General features: G+C 64.8%; 16 protein-coding genes. 11 read left to right on the top strand and 5 right to left on the bottom strand.

Annotated elements, in window-relative coordinates; genetic code table 11:
• Positions 1-22 precede the first annotated feature (22 nt).
• From ACIBQ8_RS17620 to ACIBQ8_RS17585, 8 genes are all read left to right on the top strand, one after another.
• Positions 23-352, top strand: coding sequence for a hypothetical protein (locus ACIBQ8_RS17620; RefSeq protein ID WP_357696286.1), 330 nt, complete (start codon positions 23-25; stop codon positions 350-352).
• Positions 345-1679, top strand: a complete 1335-nt coding sequence (locus ACIBQ8_RS17615; protein WP_397192427.1) for an FtsK/SpoIIIE domain-containing protein — start codon at positions 345-347, stop codon at positions 1677-1679. The genes ACIBQ8_RS17620 and ACIBQ8_RS17615 overlap by 8 nt, the downstream gene beginning before the upstream one ends.
• A gap of 22 nt (positions 1680-1701) precedes the next feature.
• Positions 1702-2388 (top strand): DUF2637 domain-containing protein, encoded by a 687-nt coding sequence (locus ACIBQ8_RS17610; RefSeq protein WP_397192426.1) that lies wholly within the window; start codon positions 1702-1704, stop codon positions 2386-2388.
• Positions 2389-2398: 10 nt separating this feature from the next.
• Complete coding sequence (locus tag ACIBQ8_RS17605; RefSeq protein ID WP_397192425.1) at positions 2399-2728, top strand: hypothetical protein; 330 nt, start codon at positions 2399-2401, stop codon at positions 2726-2728.
• 12 nt (positions 2729-2740) lie between these two features.
• Entirely contained in the window at positions 2741-2902 is a 162-nt protein-coding gene (locus ACIBQ8_RS17600) for a hypothetical protein (protein ID WP_357696279.1), read from the top strand.
• Between the two features lie 241 nt (positions 2903-3143).
• The gene (locus tag ACIBQ8_RS17595) at positions 3144-4478 is read left to right on the top strand and encodes a replication initiator (RefSeq protein ID WP_397192424.1); all 1335 of its coding nucleotides are present in this window, start codon (positions 3144-3146) and stop codon (positions 4476-4478) included.
• Positions 4471-4662 carry a helix-turn-helix domain-containing protein gene (locus tag ACIBQ8_RS17590; protein ID WP_357999261.1) on the top strand — a complete coding sequence of 64 codons (192 nt, stop codon included), beginning with the start codon at positions 4471-4473 and terminating at the stop codon, positions 4660-4662. Before ACIBQ8_RS17595 ends, ACIBQ8_RS17590 begins: the two co-directional genes overlap by 8 nt.
• Positions 4659-6023: a tyrosine-type recombinase/integrase gene (locus tag ACIBQ8_RS17585; protein WP_397192423.1), complete on the top strand. Its 1365-nt coding sequence runs from the start codon at positions 4659-4661 to the stop codon at positions 6021-6023. Before ACIBQ8_RS17590 ends, ACIBQ8_RS17585 begins: the two co-directional genes overlap by 4 nt.
• Before the next feature lie 823 nt (positions 6024-6846).
• Here the strand turns inward: ACIBQ8_RS17585 and ACIBQ8_RS17580 are convergent.
• From ACIBQ8_RS17580 to ACIBQ8_RS17565, 4 genes are all read right to left on the bottom strand, one after another.
• Positions 6847-7443 (bottom strand): hypothetical protein, encoded by a 597-nt coding sequence (locus ACIBQ8_RS17580; protein WP_397192422.1) that lies wholly within the window; start codon positions 7441-7443, stop codon positions 6847-6849.
• A 1-nt stretch (position 7444) separates the two neighbouring features.
• Positions 7445-9565, bottom strand: coding sequence for a hypothetical protein (locus ACIBQ8_RS17575; RefSeq protein WP_397192421.1), 2121 nt, complete (start codon positions 9563-9565; stop codon positions 7445-7447).
• Complete coding sequence (locus tag ACIBQ8_RS17570) at positions 9562-9795, bottom strand: hypothetical protein (RefSeq protein ID WP_397192420.1); 234 nt, start codon at positions 9793-9795, stop codon at positions 9562-9564. Before ACIBQ8_RS17570 ends, ACIBQ8_RS17575 begins: the two co-directional genes overlap by 4 nt.
• Before the next feature lie 238 nt (positions 9796-10033).
• Complete coding sequence (locus tag ACIBQ8_RS17565) at positions 10034-10690, bottom strand: HAD family hydrolase (RefSeq protein WP_397192419.1); 657 nt, start codon at positions 10688-10690, stop codon at positions 10034-10036.
• Positions 10691-10986: 296 nt separating this feature from the next.
• On the opposite strand from ACIBQ8_RS17565, the gene ACIBQ8_RS17560 reads away from it, so the two are divergent.
• Complete coding sequence (locus ACIBQ8_RS17560) at positions 10987-12870, top strand: DNA/RNA helicase domain-containing protein (protein WP_397192418.1); 1884 nt, start codon at positions 10987-10989, stop codon at positions 12868-12870.
• 105 nt (positions 12871-12975) lie between these two features.
• Positions 12976-13521 (top strand): GIY-YIG nuclease family protein, encoded by a 546-nt coding sequence (locus ACIBQ8_RS17555; RefSeq protein ID WP_397192417.1) that lies wholly within the window; start codon positions 12976-12978, stop codon positions 13519-13521.
• A gap of 173 nt (positions 13522-13694) precedes the next feature.
• Here the strand turns inward: ACIBQ8_RS17555 and ACIBQ8_RS17550 are convergent, their stop codons facing one another.
• A complete protein-coding gene (locus ACIBQ8_RS17550; protein WP_397192416.1) occupies positions 13695-13994 on the bottom strand; it encodes a hypothetical protein in 300 nt (99 codons plus the stop codon).
• A 126-nt stretch (positions 13995-14120) separates the two neighbouring features.
• Here ACIBQ8_RS17550 and ACIBQ8_RS17545 point away from each other — a divergent pair, with 126 nt between their 5' ends.
• Positions 14121-15134, top strand: coding sequence for an HNH endonuclease (locus ACIBQ8_RS17545; RefSeq protein WP_397192415.1), 1014 nt, complete (start codon positions 14121-14123; stop codon positions 15132-15134).
• Positions 15135-15243 lie beyond the last annotated feature (109 nt).

Raw genomic sequence — 15243 nt, 5'->3', positions numbered from 1 at the left:
CACTACGTAAGGAACTCACGCCATGCGCACCGTCCCCATCCCTGTGGACACCAGCAAGCTCGCGATCACCTGCGTGAAGGCGCCGCGCCCGCGGCTGCTCAACAAGGACACCGGCGAGATCAAGACCGACAAGAACGGCAACACCGTCTACGAGGTGACGGTGTCGGTAGAGGACGAGTTCGGCCGGATCGAGCTCGTGAAGATCGGTATCAGCGGAGAACCGCCCATCAAGGCCGGCGACGCCGTCAACGCCGTCGGCCTGCTCGGCTACGTCTGGGAGATCGCCGGCCGTTGGGGGATCGCCTACCGGGCCGCTGCCCTGCTCCCGCAGCAGGAGGCCGCCAGTGTTTGATCAGCTCTACACCCTGCTCGGAGTCCTGGCCGCTGTCGCGGCCGGGCTCTGGGCCTGGCGCCGCTGGCATCACCCGTCGTTCTGGCTCGTTGTCGGCTATCCGCTGACCGCGATCAGCGTGCGGGCGTCCTGGCGCAAGGTCGCCCTCGGATGCGGTCTGACCAAGAAGCGGCAGCGGTTCTGGTTCACCACCGTTCCCGGGATGGTGGCCTCGACCGGCGTCGTCCGCGTCCGGCGCAAGTTCCAGCGCGTCGCCGTGGACACCAAGCCGTTCATGTGGCTGCCGCTGCCCACCCGTTACGGCTGGCGGGTCACGCTGCACACCCTTGAAGGCCAGATCCCGGCCGACTACTCCGACGCCGCCGAACGGCTGGCGCACTCCTGGGGCGTGCATGCTGTGCGCGTCTCCTCCGACAAGCCTGGTCGGGTACGGATCGCCGTCACCCTGCGCGATCCGCTGGTCAAGGTTGATGACCTGCCACCCTCGACGGAGCTGCTCAAGGTCACCGTCGGTCGGCTGGAGACCGGCAAGCCCTGGACCGTCGACTTCCGGACGGTCCCGCACTGGCTGAACGCCGGCGCCACCCAGTCCGGCAAGTCCAACCTGGCCAACGCGCTCATCGTCGGCCTGGCCCCGCAACCCGTCGCTCTGGTCGGTTTCGACCTTAAGGGCGGAGTCGAGTTCACGCCGTACGCGCCGCGGCTGTCCGCGCTGGCCACGAGCCGCGCCGAGTGCGGGGGACTGCTCGACGACCTGGTGGAGCTCATGACCGACCGGATGGGCTTGTGCCGGATGGCCTCGGCCCGCAACATCTGGCAGCTCCCGCCGGGCATGCGTCCGGTCCCGGTCGTGGTCCTGGTCGACGAGCTGGCCGAGCTCTACCTGATGGCCGACAAGTCGGAGAAGGACGAGATCGCCAAGACGTCGACCGCGCTGCTTCGGGTGGCGCAGCTCGGGCGAGCGTTCGGCATCTACCTGTTCTGCTGTGGTCAGCGCATCGGCTCTGACCTCGGTCCCGGTGTCACCGCCCTTCGGGCTCAGTGCTCCGGGCGGATCTGCCACCGGGTGAACGATCCCGAGACCGCCACCATGACCCTCGGCGATCTCGACCCGGCGGCGCTCGACTCGGCTCGCGCCATCGCCGCCGAGACGCCGGGTGTCGCCATCGTCGCCGGTCAGGACGGCCAGTGGTACCGGGCCCGGTCGTTCTACGTCAGCGAGCAAGCCGCCGAACACGCCGCCCACACCTACGCCGACAGAGCGCCGAAGTGGGCGGAGGTCATGGCCGCACAACCTCACCAGACACCCGACTCCCAGACCGCCTGACTCGCCGGAGAGGAGGAGCAAGATGCGACGCTTCGCCGCCTGGCTGCTCGACACCGGCCCCGTCGTCGTCCTGGCCCTCATCGCCGGAGCTGGATCCTTCACCCACATCCGCGACACCGCCACCGAGAACGGCCAGCAGGGCTGGATGGCGTGGGCCATCGCGGTCTGTGTCGATCTGACTTGCGTCATGGCTGCCCGGGAACGCCAGCGCGACAAAAAGACAGGCAAAGCTCGGCGCGGTCTCGTCTCCTGGCCCGTCCTCGTCCTATCCGGAGGCGTCGTTCTGTCCCTGGCCGCGAACCTGCAACAAGCCACCCCGACCATCTGGGGCTGGATAACCGCTGCCACTCCGGCCGGCGCCTTCCTCGTCGCGGTCTCCATGCTCGAACGCCGCGCCACCACTGCCCGTACTGAACCGTCCCAGGACGTCCTGCAGCCGTCCTCGTCCTGGGCAGAAGCGTCCCCGTCCGTTCCCGAGACGTCCCAAGCCGTCTCGTACGAGGACCGTCCCGCGCTCGTCCCCGCTGACGACGACGGTCCCGCTCCCGCACCAGCCCTGGTCGACTACGCCCGCCGCGTAGCCGCAGAACACCAGACCAAGCACGGCAAGCCCATCACCTGCGACCTGCTGCGCGCCCGCCTGGGCGTGTCCGACCAACTCGCCTCCGCCCTGCTCCGCACCCTGCGGACCACACCAGAGATCCCTTGAGAGGAACGTCATGCGCGACCACCGCCGAGAACTGATCAACGGCCTGCTCAACCTGGCCATCTTCCTGGAGACCCACCCCGACGTACCGGCTCCGCCCGACCCGACCCTTCACTACTTCTCCGCCCACGAAGCCGACGAGGACATGCGCGCTGAGATCGACCAGATCGCCGCCCGGATCGGATCACCCATCGAATTCGACAACTCGCCGTACGGCCACTACGCGACCTCCGTGCACTTCGGCCCCGTCGAATACCGGGCCGTGGCCATCCTCGCCGCCGCCCAAGCGCGCCACGACGCCGTGAACAGCTACCGCGACTCCATCCAGCACGACGAGATCTAGGAGATCACCAACATGCGTATCCGCCTCGAAGGAAATCGCGCGGAGATCACCCTCGGTCTGATCCATCTGCGTGAGGTCTTCACGGTCACCGCGATGTCGCGGGCGTACCCGGACCGTGCTCACCCGCGCAAGTACCGCGTGTACGTCCGCATCGTCCCTCGGGACAACCGGTGACCATCCCGATCCCGCGCTACTGCTGCTGCACCTGCAACGGCACTGGCGTCACCGACGACCAGACCTGCGCCGACTGCCACGGCAGCGGCATCGACAACCACGGCGCATAACGCGTAGCGCCCCCCGCCTGGCCACACATCCGCCAAGATCCGCGCCAGGCCGGGGGCCATCCACACCAGCGTCACTGGATAGGACGGAACCCATCTTGCCCCACCTTGCCCGCTCTCACGCGGTAGCCGGGATGATCGACCGGCTCCACCAACCCGACTACGACCGCTGGGCGCACCAGATCAAGCGCACCGGCGGCTGCCGACAGCCCATCCACCTGCGTGGCAAGGTCGAGCACTTCGACCAGGCCACCGGCGAGCTGCTCCACCGCTACAGCACCAACCGAGAACCGGGCGGCGTCCTGCGCGTTCCGTGTAAGACTCGCCGCGCCTCCCGTTGCCCGGCCTGCGCCGAGGTCTACCGCTCCGACACCTACCAACTCGTCCGCGCCGGCCTCATCGGCGGCAAGGGCGTCCCGGAGACGGTCAGCTCGCATCCGTGCCTGTTCGTCACCCTCACCGCGCCCTCCTTCGGGAGTGTTCACGTGCGGCGGGAGAAGAACGGCAAGGTCCAGCCCTGCCACGCCCGCCGCAACGCCCAGACCTGCCCGCACGGACACCCCATGTCCTGCACCGACCGGCACCACGCCGACGATCCGCGGCTCGGCGAACCGCTGTGCCCCGACTGCTACGACTACGACGGCTCGGTCCTGTTCAACGCCATCAGCCCCGAACTGTGGCGCCGCTTCACCCTCGCCCTGCGCCGCCGCTTCGCCCGCCTCAACGGCCTGACCGTCAAAGCCCTGCGCGATCAGGTCACCATCGCCTTCGCCAAGGTCGCCGAGTACCAGCGCCGCGGCGTCGTCCACTTCCACGCCGTCATCCGCCTCGACGGACCCGACGGCCCCAACTCGCCGCCACCGGCCTGGGCCACCGCCGACGCCCTGGCCGACGCCGTCCAGCACGCGACAGCCGCCGTGACCGCCGAGATCAAGCCATTGGGTCGCACGTTCCGGTGGGGAACCCAGCTCGACGTCCGACGCATCACCATGAACGGCGACCTCATCGAACAGGCCGTTGCCGCCTACATCGCCAAGTACGCCACCAAGGCCGCTGAATGCGTCGGCACCCTGGACCGCCGCATCCAACCACTCGACAACCTCGACGCCCTACCCGTCCGCGACCACGCCCGCCGACTGATCGCCGCCTGCATGCGACTGGGCGGCGACGAGGACCTGGCCGACCTACGGCTCACCCACTGGGCCCACATGCTCGGCTTCCGCGGCCACTTCTCCACCAAGAGCCGCCACTACTCCACCACCCTCGGCGACCTCCGAGCCGCCCGCGAAGAACACATGCGCACAGAAGAGATCAGCCTCGGGCGGCTGCCGCTGTTCGACGAGGACACCGTCCTCGTCGTCGCCCACTGGGAGTACGCCGGACAAGGACTCTCCCTCGGAGATCAACTCCTTGTGGCTGCACTCACCGGCACACCACTCGCAATGCAGTTGGTGACCGCCGATGAGTAGGCGCGACGAACTGCTGACCGTCCCGCAGGTTCTCGCCGAACTGGGCGGCGTCTCCCGACGCACCTTCTACCGCTGGCGCGAGCTCGGCCGCGCGCCGGTCTGCGTCCAACTGCCCAACCTCGAACTCCGCGTCTGGCGGAGCGACCTCACAGCCTGGCTCGACTCGCGACGGGGGGCCGTATGAACACCACTTACGACGTGAAGCTCGGCGAAATCCAGCACCGTACGGACCGCGAGACTCCTACATTCATCGCCCGCTGGCGGGTCGCGGGCAAGCCCAAGTCCAAGAGCTTCAGGACCAAGGGCCTGGCCAACGCCTTCGTCTCTGATCTGCGCCAGGCTGCCAAGGCGGGGGAGGAGTTCGACATCGCCACCGGCCTGCCGGTGTCGATGCTCGCCGCCGGGTCCTCCGGGCCGTCCTTCCTTGAGTTCGCTCAGGCGTACGTTCTCCGGCGCTGGAACACCTCAGCGGCCCGGACCCGCGAGACGGACGCGTACGCGCTCCTGACCCTGATTCCAGCCCTGGTGTCCGATGCACCCCGCCGGCCCGCCGCTGAGGAACTGCGGGAAGTCCTCAGGATTCACGCACTGCTCCCGGAGGGCAGACGTGACGCTCTGGCGACGGCCCAAGCAGCGGCATTGGCCTGGCTTGAGAGGGCGTCACTCCCGCTCTCGGCACTGGGAGAGGCACACGTTCTCCGTACGGCCCTCGACGCCATCTCGGTCACCTTCGCCGGCACTCCTGCGGGGGCGAACACGGTACGGCGCAAGCGCGCCATTCTGCATCACCTGCTGGAACACGCAGTAGAGCAGAAGGTGTTCAACACCAACCCGCTGGACGAGATCAAGTGGACGGCACCGAGGGCCGTCACAGTCATCGACCCTCGTACGGTGGTCAATCCCGCCCAAGCACGGCAACTCCTCAACGCCCTGCCCAAGGTGGGCCGCAAGCGGGGCGCTCGACTTCAAGCCCTGTTCGCCTGTATCTATTACGCCGCTCTCCGGCCAGAGGAGGCGGCCGACCTCCGGCTGAAGAACTGCACGCTGCCTGAAACGGGCTGGGGCCTGATCGTGCTGGAGAAGGCCCGTCCCCAAGGCACGAAACGCTGGACCAACTCCGGCGAGACCCACGAATCCCGCAGCCTGAAGCACCGCGCGGACAAGGAGACACGAGAGATCCCCATTCCGCCCACCCTGGTCACCTTGCTCCGCGACCACGTCGCCGAGTACGGCACGGCCAAGGATGGCAGGATCTTCAGCACGGGCACAGGCGGCACCTACTCCAGTTCAGCGCACTCCTACGTCTGGCAAGAAGCCCGCAAGCTGGCTCTCACCCCGGAACAGGCCGCGTCCTCGCTTGCAGCACGACCGTACGACCTCCGCCACGCCGCGGTCTCCCTCTGGCTGAACGCAGGCGTCCCGGCCCCCGAGGTAGCCAAACGTGCTGGTCACAGTGTGGACGTGCTCCTTCGGGTCTACGCCAAATGCATCGACGGCCAGCAAGAACACATCAACAGCAAAATCAACAACGCCCTCGACACATAGCCATCCTTGCCCACCTTCGGCCCCGGATCTGCCGGGGCCATTTCGTTTCACGCTGTCACCCATGCGCGTCGTTCCCGCCGAAGCCCGTCACGCTGCGCGACCCTGTCATGCACGCAACGAGAGGAGGGCCATGAACCCCGATTACGCCCACTCCGCGTCGTCCCCAGAAGAGCACCGCCCATTGCGGCGACCGCGCTACGGCCTCCCACTCCAGAACCGGCCTCGGCTTCTCAACGCGTCCGACTCCCTCGACTGGCGAACGTATTCAACTCCCGCCCCACCCGGGAGATCATTTCTGCGAATGCAGGATCGTCTGACCCGTTCGGTGCTCATCGCCAGCCTCCTGGCCTGCGCCAGCATCGGCATTTGGTCAAGCGCGTGGGGCAATGACAACGCCTCACCTCAGGTAAAAGCCGTTTCGATGCCGACGCCTCGCGAAAGCCCAACCGCACGCCCAACTGTGCTCACCTCACCGGCGACGCACACGCCTGCTCCCCATAAGCCTTCACCTTCGGCGGTGCCGCAGACAGATCACGAGCAGTCGAAGAACAAGGTGAGACGAGAGAGGAACCGTCATGAAGCACGACGCGGGACTGCGTCCCTTCAACGTTACGACGATGCCCCTGAAACGCCACACACGACGATTACGACGCCGCCCCGCCGTCAAAGGAAGACAAAGCCCGTCGTTCCTGAGAACCGCGGTAGGAGGAGTGTGGATTCCTTGATCGACGCAACATGCGACGGACTGTTCCCACATTCCCGTCCCGCGTTCCGCATCCGTAACCTTGCATGCCACCTGATCTACGGATAGCGTCAACGCATGTCAGCTCGGCTTAGGGGTGCATTTATGCAGTTCGCCGTACCGCTTCCGGGCGATGCTGAGCAGCTGCGTCAGGTCGCTGACTGGGTCGCGGCCCTTGGCGACCTCGGAAAGATCGACGCTGATCCACGGATGCTTGTCACCGCACCGGAACAGCATATGGGTGTAGTACGGGTTGGTGCGAGGCAGGCGACCGGTGTAGGAAATGAGCCCGCTACCGAGATTTGCCGGCAGGCCTGCCAGTTGATGGGCTCCGAAGTTCTCCTGTGCGAGGTCCGTCGCCTCCTTGCCGCCAAATGTGGCCCACACCACTGAGAGTCGGTCATATTCATTGCGAAGCGAGCATTGCCCATGAGATGCCGGTACTCCGCTCTTGCGCTCCTCGAGTGGAATGGTGAGCCCGGTGATTGTACGGATGGCCTGTTGTGGAAGAAAGTCGCACCAGTAGGGTGGAGAGTCGGTAACCGGACTGATGGGGGCCTTTCCGGTGGGACTCGGCGGCACTTGTGTGGGGGTACCGGTGCAACTGGTAGTCATAGCGAAGAGGAATGCCAGGCCAACAGTAATGTTGCGGCGGACGCGAACGACTCGAAGCGGCATGTCAGTACCTGCTGACATTGAGGTTTCCGGGGACAGTGGTCGTGGCGATATTTCCCATGGTGGTTTGCAAGTCGTTCGCTGTGCTCTCAGTATTAGTGAAACGTTGTGCCCATTCAATGAAGTCGTCGAAAGTCGTCGGCTCTGCCAGTATCTCCTCAAGGGGTCTGATCTGGGGCGGCTGATCGCGGGTGGCGAAGCTCTTGCCCTTGACTGCTTCCATGGCGTTCTTGGACCAATCGCCTGCGGCGATCTTTGCGCTGATGATGGCCCTCTTCATCAGCCACCCCACCATCTCGGTTTGGTTTTCGGAGGTCTTCAACGCGTCGCCTGAGGTAACGCCCACTTCGATCACCTGTTTGGCGATGAATGAGGCGAGTGTGTCCAGCGACAGTTCAGCGCCCTTTTCCCCAATCTTCCCGCCGATCTCTCCCGCCACCTTGGTACCGAGTCGCCCAGTCGGCCCAGTCAGTTCGGAGAATGCGGAGTTGAGTGTTTCCTTCAGGTCCTTTCTGGCCTGCTCGTCGCTCCAGGCGTTGGCGAGCAAGGCTTGCCTGCGGGCTTCCACCAGGTGTCCGAATACCCTCGCTTCTGGAATGAGCTGGTCCTTTACATGCTTTCCGCCGTCCACCTTGAAGGCATCGTTGACCCGATCGCCCACCCTGCCAGCCTCGGCAGCTTGGAGTTCCGTGGCGGCTTCCTTGTCGCCGCTCACCAGAACTAGTAGTCGATCCATGTCGGGCTTGTCGATGCCTGAGAAGCCATGGGTCTTGGTCTCGAACGTGCCGTAAAGCTGGTCGATATGTGCGGCTAAAGCGCTGCCCGCGGGATACCTGAGGAAGGTCAACTGATCGAACAGCTTCCGGTCGGTAATTGAGAGGCGGTTGTTGTCGTCTGGCCCGAATGCCTTTTTGGCGTGCTCCTTGAGGACGTTTAGCGCCTCTCCGGTCAGTTTCAGCGAGGTGTCGTCCTTCCCTGTCATCGCCTTCCGCATTGCTTGGGCGAACGGGTCGGTGTTGCCGTGGAACTGGAATGCGGCGAGGCGGTCGGTCAGCATGTAGGACAGGACCGACTGCTTCCATCCGGCCGGCGTGTGATTGAGGAGGACTTGTGAAGCCTTCGCATCGCTGGCCGCCGCATGGAACAGGTCGTCGATGACCGCTGAGCCAGGATGCTTCCGCGACTCGTCTATGGGCTGTTTTGCCGGGCCGATAGTAGGGGTCCTGGGAATCATCCACTGGGTCACGCCGAGCGTGGTGGCGAGGTCCGCCATCGGGACCTGTTGGCTGCCCAGGGCGCTCCCGATCGCGTCCTTGGATGCCTTCCAGCGATCCTCGAACTTCTCCTTCTCGAAGACGATGGCATCTCGTCCGACAACCTGCATGAACTTCTCGGAGAACGGCGGATTGCCCTCGCTTGCCTGCCAGATCATCGCCTGTGCTTGGTATCCAAAGTAGGAGATGCCGTTCAGCTTGAACTCGCTGCGGCCGTGCTTCACCAGATCGGTGAGGAAGGCGTCGCCCATGTACGCGGGATCGCTGGGATTGGTCCCCTTGGCGAGCGCGGTAGCGAGCAGTCGCATCGCCTCCCGGGCTTCCTTGGACGCCTGTCCGGTGCCACCTGCTGAGGCTGCCGCCTTGAGCTGTCCGGCGATCGTGGCGGGCAGTTCCGTCACTCCCTTGGCGCCGAGTTGGGAGAGGAACGCCTTGACGAATGTGGCGTCGCGCGTCTTCGACACGTACGCCTGCAGTTGCTTCAACGCGTTCTTATCGCCTGCTGCCGCGGCCTTGGCGGCGTTAGCTGCGGCAGTGCCGTCGAGTTGCCCTTGAGCCTGAGGGAGAGAGTCCGGCATCGCGATGAGGGTTCCTGCCACAGCGGCCGGCCCGAGGGAGACCTTGAGCCGCTCCATCTCCCGGACGATGCCCTGCCGCTTGCGCAAGTCTGCGGCTTCCTGGCCGACCTGTGCCGCGAGTCGCCTTATCCGTTCCGCAGGAGCGGTATCGAGCCCTGCGCCGTTGAGCTCCCCGTACAACAGTGAGGCCAGCTCCTCGATCTGCATGGCGGCTGCCGTGTGGCGGGTGACCAAGGTGTCGAACTCCGGCAGTTTGACTCCGCTGAAGCTCATGTCGCCCTCGTCAGCTCGTCCCGGGCCATGGTGACGGCCTCAGCCAGCATCGCACGCAGCTCCTGCTGACTTTTATGAACGGCGTCACCGAAGCTGGTCCCGCTCGGCCCGACCCATGCTTGGGCTTCCATCAAGGTGCAGGAAGCGTGCAGGACCCACCAGTTGTCATCGGACAGCTTCTGGATGCGGGACATCGCAGCCTGCATCGCCTCGCGGTCAAGACCAGGCATGCCGATCTCTCCTCGTATGGCTCCTCAAGGACCCCCAACCGACGATAACCCCGCCCGAGTCGATTGCCATGGAAACCAACCGATTCGCGATTCTTGCTAAGAAATCGATCCAAACGGCAGGACCTGTGCGTACACCTACGAAGGGCTGCAGATACCAACTACTCGAATGGCCGCCGCGTATCGTCGCTTACCTCAGGGCAGTCTCGAGGGCGTCATACCCCGGGCGCGCTCTGCCGTGTTATCCGTGACGCTGTCCGCGCATGATGGTGATTGCCTCAGACACGTCTGCCACCACGTGATCGGCCCGATGTTCGTGCCCCGACCACGTACCTCGATCGACCCAGATCCCGCGCAAGCCCGCAGCCTGAGCACCTGCGATGTCCGCGATGAGGTTGTCACCCACCATCCAACCGCCATCGATGAGGCTGGCTCCGCACCGCTCGGCGGCGATCTGGAACAGGCGAGCATCCGGCTTTCGGACACCCTCAACCCCCGACACGGCGTAGCCAGCAACCGCGCCGGCCAGGCCAGTTCGGTGGAGCTTGCCGAGCTGGTTGTCCGCCATGCCATTCGTGACGATTCCTACTCGCCACCCCGCGGCCCGTAGGTCAGCCAACTCCGCCATGACGCCGGGGTAACACTCCACGAGATACGGCATCCGCTGACGGTAACCGGCCCACAGCTCTTCGACCGGGTCCGGCAGCGCGAAGTGCTCGCGCACCTTGGTGAAGAAGACGTCTCGGTGAGGGTGTACGCCCTGATCCAGGGAGGTGAGCCAGGAGATGTCTTCCGGCTGCAAGTGATGGTGCTCAGCGAACTCCTCGGCCCACCGTAGGAACGCGCCGCTGAGGTCAATGAGCGTCCTGTCGAGGTCGAAGAGGGCAAGGCGCTGCACGATGACACCCTAGGTGTGAACATCCCACGACAACAGTCCGTCCTGGGGCCCGCTGAGTACCTCGGCCAGTGCCCTCCGATTCGTCACGTCGCATCAACTGGCCTGGCACCTGCGAAATGCGGAAAGGTGATGCAGGCTGCTCCGCTCAAGGCTTTCGTCGGCTTATCCGGGAGTGGATCCAGGCGAGATCCCGCTAATCTTTGACGCATCGGTGATGCGGCCCGACGGGCTTCCGCCCCAGTTGCGGACACGCCCCCATACCGCACGAGTCTTTCGTGCTGCCTGGGGGTACATCCGTGGCCGTTTTCCGGCACTCGGCGGAAAGCCTTGTCCAGTTGGTGTCTGAGTCGGTGCCTGAACGCGTCCTCAGCGAGGTGATCGCTGAGAACATGCGCGCCACCCAAGGCATCAATCCAGGCAAGAGCGAGCGCAGGTCCTGGGACCGGAGCATCCCGATCTTGGCCCGCGATCTGATGGAAGCCGGGCTCGGTGGCGTCGAGATGCTGATTGAGTACCAACTGCCGTTAACCAGCAAGCGGGCGGACGTCATTCTCGCCGGACGCGACCGGCGCACAGGAGCCGACTCCTACCTGATCGTCGAGCTCAAGCAGTGGAGCCAGGCTGAGCTGTACGAAGACGACGCTGACATGGTCCTGGTGTCGGGCATGGGGTCGCGGCCCAAGCTCCACCCGGTCGTGCAGGTGCGGGGCTACTGCGAATACCTGGCCGACTTCGTCGGAGCCCTGGACCAGCACCACAACGCCGTGCGTGGAGTGGCCTACCTGCACAACGCCAGCGACCCGGACATCCACGATCTCTACGACCATGTCGAGGACGAACGCACCCGGCTCTTCAGCAAGACACGCCGCGGCCAGTTCGTCGACTACCTCAAGGCACAGTTCGCGCCTGAGCCCGGGGCTGCTGCGGCCGATCGCCTGCTGTCCAGTTCCATCCGGCCGTCCAAGCAACTGCTCAAGGTCGCTGCCGGCGAGATCAAGAACCGCGATCAGTTCGTCCTGCTGGCCGAGCAGCGGTTGGCCTACGAGATGGTCCTGCACGCGGTGGAGAAGGCTCGAGCGAACAATTCGAAGCAAGTGGTGATCATCACCGGAGGGCCGGGTTCCGGTAAGAGCGTCATCGCGCTGTCCCTGCTGGGTGAGCTCTCCGGCCATGGGTACTCGGCTCTGCACGCCACCGGTTCACGGTCCTTCACCGAGACGATGAGGCGCGTCGTCGCCAAGGGGTCGACCCGGCTGAAGGGGATGTTCAAGTACTTCAACAACTTCATGACCGCCAACCCCAATGACGTGGATGTCCTGATCTGCGACGAGGCCCACCGCATTCGCGAGACCTCGGCCAACAGGTTCACCAGATCAGACCAGCGAACAGGCCGGCCGCAGCTGGATGAGCTGATCAACGCAGCGAGAGTGCCGGTCTTCCTGCTGGATGAGCATCAGGTGGTACGGCCCGGCGAGATGGGACGCGTCGCCGACATCACCACCTACGCCGAATCACTCGGCCTCGCCGTGCACCAGGTCGACCTGGACGCACAGTTCCGCTGCGGTGGAAGCCGCAAGTACGAGGAATGGGTGCTGCGCCTGCTGGGCTTGGACGGCGACTCGCCAGAGGTGTGGAAGGGGGACGACCACTTCGCTGTCTCCCTGACCGAGTCTCCGTACGAGTTGGAGGCCACACTGCGAGCCAGGCTTCAAGCGGGCTACTCGGCGCGGATGACAGCCGGGTTCTGCTGGCCCTGGAGTGCGCCGAATGGGGATGACAGCCTGGTCGCCGACGTGCGGATCGGTGAATGGGCGCGGCCGTGGAACGTCAAGGGTGACAGGGCCGTGGGGAATGCGCCGGCCAGCGCCTTGTGGGCCTCGGCGGCCGGTGGCTTCGAGCAGGTGGGGTGCGTCTACACGGCGCAGGGCTTCGAGTACGACTGGAACGGCGTGATCTTCGGTCCGGACCTCGTCTACCGCGACGGCAGGTTGGTCACTGTTCGCAGCGCCAGCAAGGATCCAGCGCTCATGCGGAGAGGAGTCAGCGACGAACAGGCGGACCGGTTGATCCGCAACACCTACAAAGTGCTGCTGACCCGCGGCATGATGGGCACCGCCGTGTACTCGGTCGATCGGGCGACGCAAGAGTTCCTCTCAGGGCTGCTGGAATCGCAGGCATGAACGACCGGGCAGAGATAGAACCTGCCCGGTACCCGTTGCAGCGCCTTCATCCGCATTGTCGGTGGCGTGCCTTAGCCTTCTGCACGGACGAGACCGGAGGCAAGGATGGACACTGCTGGGCTGCTGAATCCGGCCAAGTTGTGGGAGGCAGCAGAAGTCCTCACCCGCCCAAGCCCGGTGCCTGGTGCTGCAGGTATCTATGGCTGGTACTTCACCCAGCCTCCACATCCGAGCCTGCCCGCTGACCGTCTCCTCTACGTCGGGATCGCTCCCCGTCGTATGGCGACGCGAGCCAGCAGGCAGAATCTCCGGAGCAGGGTGCGGTATCACTTCCGCGGCAACGCTGAGGGCTCCACCCTGCGGCTCAGCCTCGGTTGCCTGCTCGGGCTCGAGCTCCGGCGGGTAGGCAGCGGGAAGCGGTTGACCTTCGGCCAGGCCGGCGAGAAGGAACTGACGGATTGGATGGCGGAACACGCCCGGGTGTGTTGGGTTCGTCATGAGGAGCCCTGGACGGGGGAGTCTGCGCTGATCGCTCAGCTGGATCTTCCACTGAATCTGGATCAGAACCGCCGTCATGCTTTTCATCCGTACTTGAGTGGTCTCCGTTCCTCGGCGCGCGCCCATGCTCGCGGCCTGCCGATCAGCTCTTGAGCTTGCGGGCGGCGTTACGAGTGTGCTCATCGCTCTTTCAGGATCGTTGGAGATTACGCCGACGGGCAATTTTGGGGAGTTACAGGACGCTCCGAATTCTCGCGGGGCCATTCACTCTGCTACGAATCACATCTGAGCAGAGATCCTCATGGTTCAGCCTGGGCAATGACCCATCACGCCAGGTAGAGACGGTGGTGGAACCCTCCGCGCTCCTTGCGTTTGCTGGCTGCCACCTTCTCAATCGCGCTCCAGTCGTGCCCATGGACCGTAGCTAGCGCACGCAAAACTTCGTACACATCGGCGATCTCCTCCGCGACTTCGGAGGGAGACGCTTCGCCGAGTTCGGTGGCCTCTTCAATCAATTTAGTCAGCAGAGCATTGCGGTAGTCGACGCCTTCGAGCACGGTAATGACCGGTTCTTCACCGCCCTGGCGGATGATGTCCGGAATCTTGTCCCGAACCAGTTTGCCCATGCTCCACGTCCTTCACTTCGAGCGCCCTACCTGCAAGGCTTCTGAGCCTATCGAGCCTCAGTGACATCCACGTGATCGCGAACTACCCTGAACCGGTCGAAACGCGATCAAGGCTGGTATGTACGGATGACTGTGGAGTTCTTTCGCGAAGAACCGACCGCTCGCTCCTCATGGAGGCTGGCGGTGCTCATGGGCGCCAACTCGCGTACCTACAAGTTCGCCTTGGGGGAGGCGCTGCTGGGCGCCGCTGCCGAGGGGCGCACCGACATCCCTCTACGGGAGCTGGCCAGGCCGTACGCGATGAGCCTGGTGGAACATCTGGCGCAGGCGCCGCAAACCTCGCAGCGGAGCGCTACCGGCGGAGCCGACTTCCTGACCGTGGCTCAGGAGGAGACCGCAGAGTCCGTACGACTTGGTTCACCCACCGAGAAGTTGCTCGCCGCTGCGATGAAGTCGATGCCTGAGATGGTGATGCAGAAGTTTCACAATCTGCGTGGCAACGGCGGTGCTGAGATACCCCATCGCTTCTACGAGGTGACCGGCAGCGCTCGGGAACGGGTGGTCAAGCTGACAGAGCCTCTCCGTGAGGTTGCTCTGTCGGAGCAGAGGACAACTCTGCAAGCAGAGCTGGCTGCTAGGTGGAGCATCGTTGAGACCTCCTTCGCCGCCGGAGTAGGCCGAAGTCTGGTGGAGGAGGGCGTCGCGGTCGATCTGACGACGCTGCGGATCACCGACAAAGAACGGCGGCGCTCAGTCGCCGGGGTCACTGAGGCCGTCATCGGGTTTCAGCATGGCCGTTGCACCATCTGCGCCCAACCGCTCATCCCTGGCGCCGATGAGGTTGCGGTCGACCACGTGTTTCCGTACTCCTTCAAGCGGCTCCTGAGCGGTGCGAAAGTCGACCTGGACGCGATCTGGAACCTTGCCCCCGCACACAGGCTCTGCAACGGACAAAAGAGCAACCAGCCGCCCTCACAGGGCGAGCTCACTCGTCTGGCTCTGCGGAACGAGGCGATCATGCAGTCACCCCATCCGCTGAAGCGGACCCTCCAACTGACGCTGAAGCGGCACGGCTATTCAGGTGGACGGGTCGGCGAATGGTGGGACTTCATCAACGAAGTGCGTAGCCGGCTCCAATAGCGGCGCGGGACGGTCAGACGGTGCACTGCCGTGCCTGTCGAGGCTCACCCGAGCTCGCCGTCTGCAGGAGAAAGTGGGCGGCAGGGGGAGCGTGGCTGAGTATGAACCC

The organism is Nonomuraea sp. NPDC049646 (genome assembly GCF_044465525.1).
Classification (GTDB): Bacteria; Actinomycetota; Actinomycetes; order Streptosporangiales; family Streptosporangiaceae; genus Nonomuraea.
This window is presented reverse-complemented; position numbering and strand designations above follow the sequence as displayed.

Coding starts and splice junctions, on each gene's coding strand:
- ACIBQ8_RS17620 (WP_357696286.1), top strand. CDS start 23: ATGCGCACCGTCCCCATCCCTGTGGACACCAGCAAGCTCGCGATCACC.
- ACIBQ8_RS17610 (WP_397192426.1), top strand. CDS start 1,702: ATGCGACGCTTCGCCGCCTGGCTGCTCGACACCGGCCCCGTCGTCGTC.
- ACIBQ8_RS17605 (WP_397192425.1), top strand. CDS start 2,399: ATGCGCGACCACCGCCGAGAACTGATCAACGGCCTGCTCAACCTGGCC.
- ACIBQ8_RS17600 (WP_357696279.1), top strand. CDS start 2,741: ATGCGTATCCGCCTCGAAGGAAATCGCGCGGAGATCACCCTCGGTCTG.
- ACIBQ8_RS17595 (WP_397192424.1), top strand. CDS start 3,144: ATGATCGACCGGCTCCACCAACCCGACTACGACCGCTGGGCGCACCAG.
- ACIBQ8_RS17590 (WP_357999261.1), top strand. CDS start 4,471: ATGAGTAGGCGCGACGAACTGCTGACCGTCCCGCAGGTTCTCGCCGAA.
- ACIBQ8_RS17585 (WP_397192423.1), top strand. CDS start 4,659: ATGAACACCACTTACGACGTGAAGCTCGGCGAAATCCAGCACCGTACG.
- ACIBQ8_RS17580 (WP_397192422.1), bottom strand. CDS start 7,443: ATGCCGCTTCGAGTCGTTCGCGTCCGCCGCAACATTACTGTTGGCCTG.
- ACIBQ8_RS17575 (WP_397192421.1), bottom strand. CDS start 9,565: ATGAGCTTCAGCGGAGTCAAACTGCCGGAGTTCGACACCTTGGTCACC.
- ACIBQ8_RS17570 (WP_397192420.1), bottom strand. CDS start 9,795: ATGCCTGGTCTTGACCGCGAGGCGATGCAGGCTGCGATGTCCCGCATC.
- ACIBQ8_RS17555 (WP_397192417.1), top strand. CDS start 12,976: ATGGACACTGCTGGGCTGCTGAATCCGGCCAAGTTGTGGGAGGCAGCA.
- ACIBQ8_RS17550 (WP_397192416.1), bottom strand. CDS start 13,994: ATGGGCAAACTGGTTCGGGACAAGATTCCGGACATCATCCGCCAGGGC.
- ACIBQ8_RS17545 (WP_397192415.1), top strand. CDS start 14,121: ATGACTGTGGAGTTCTTTCGCGAAGAACCGACCGCTCGCTCCTCATGG.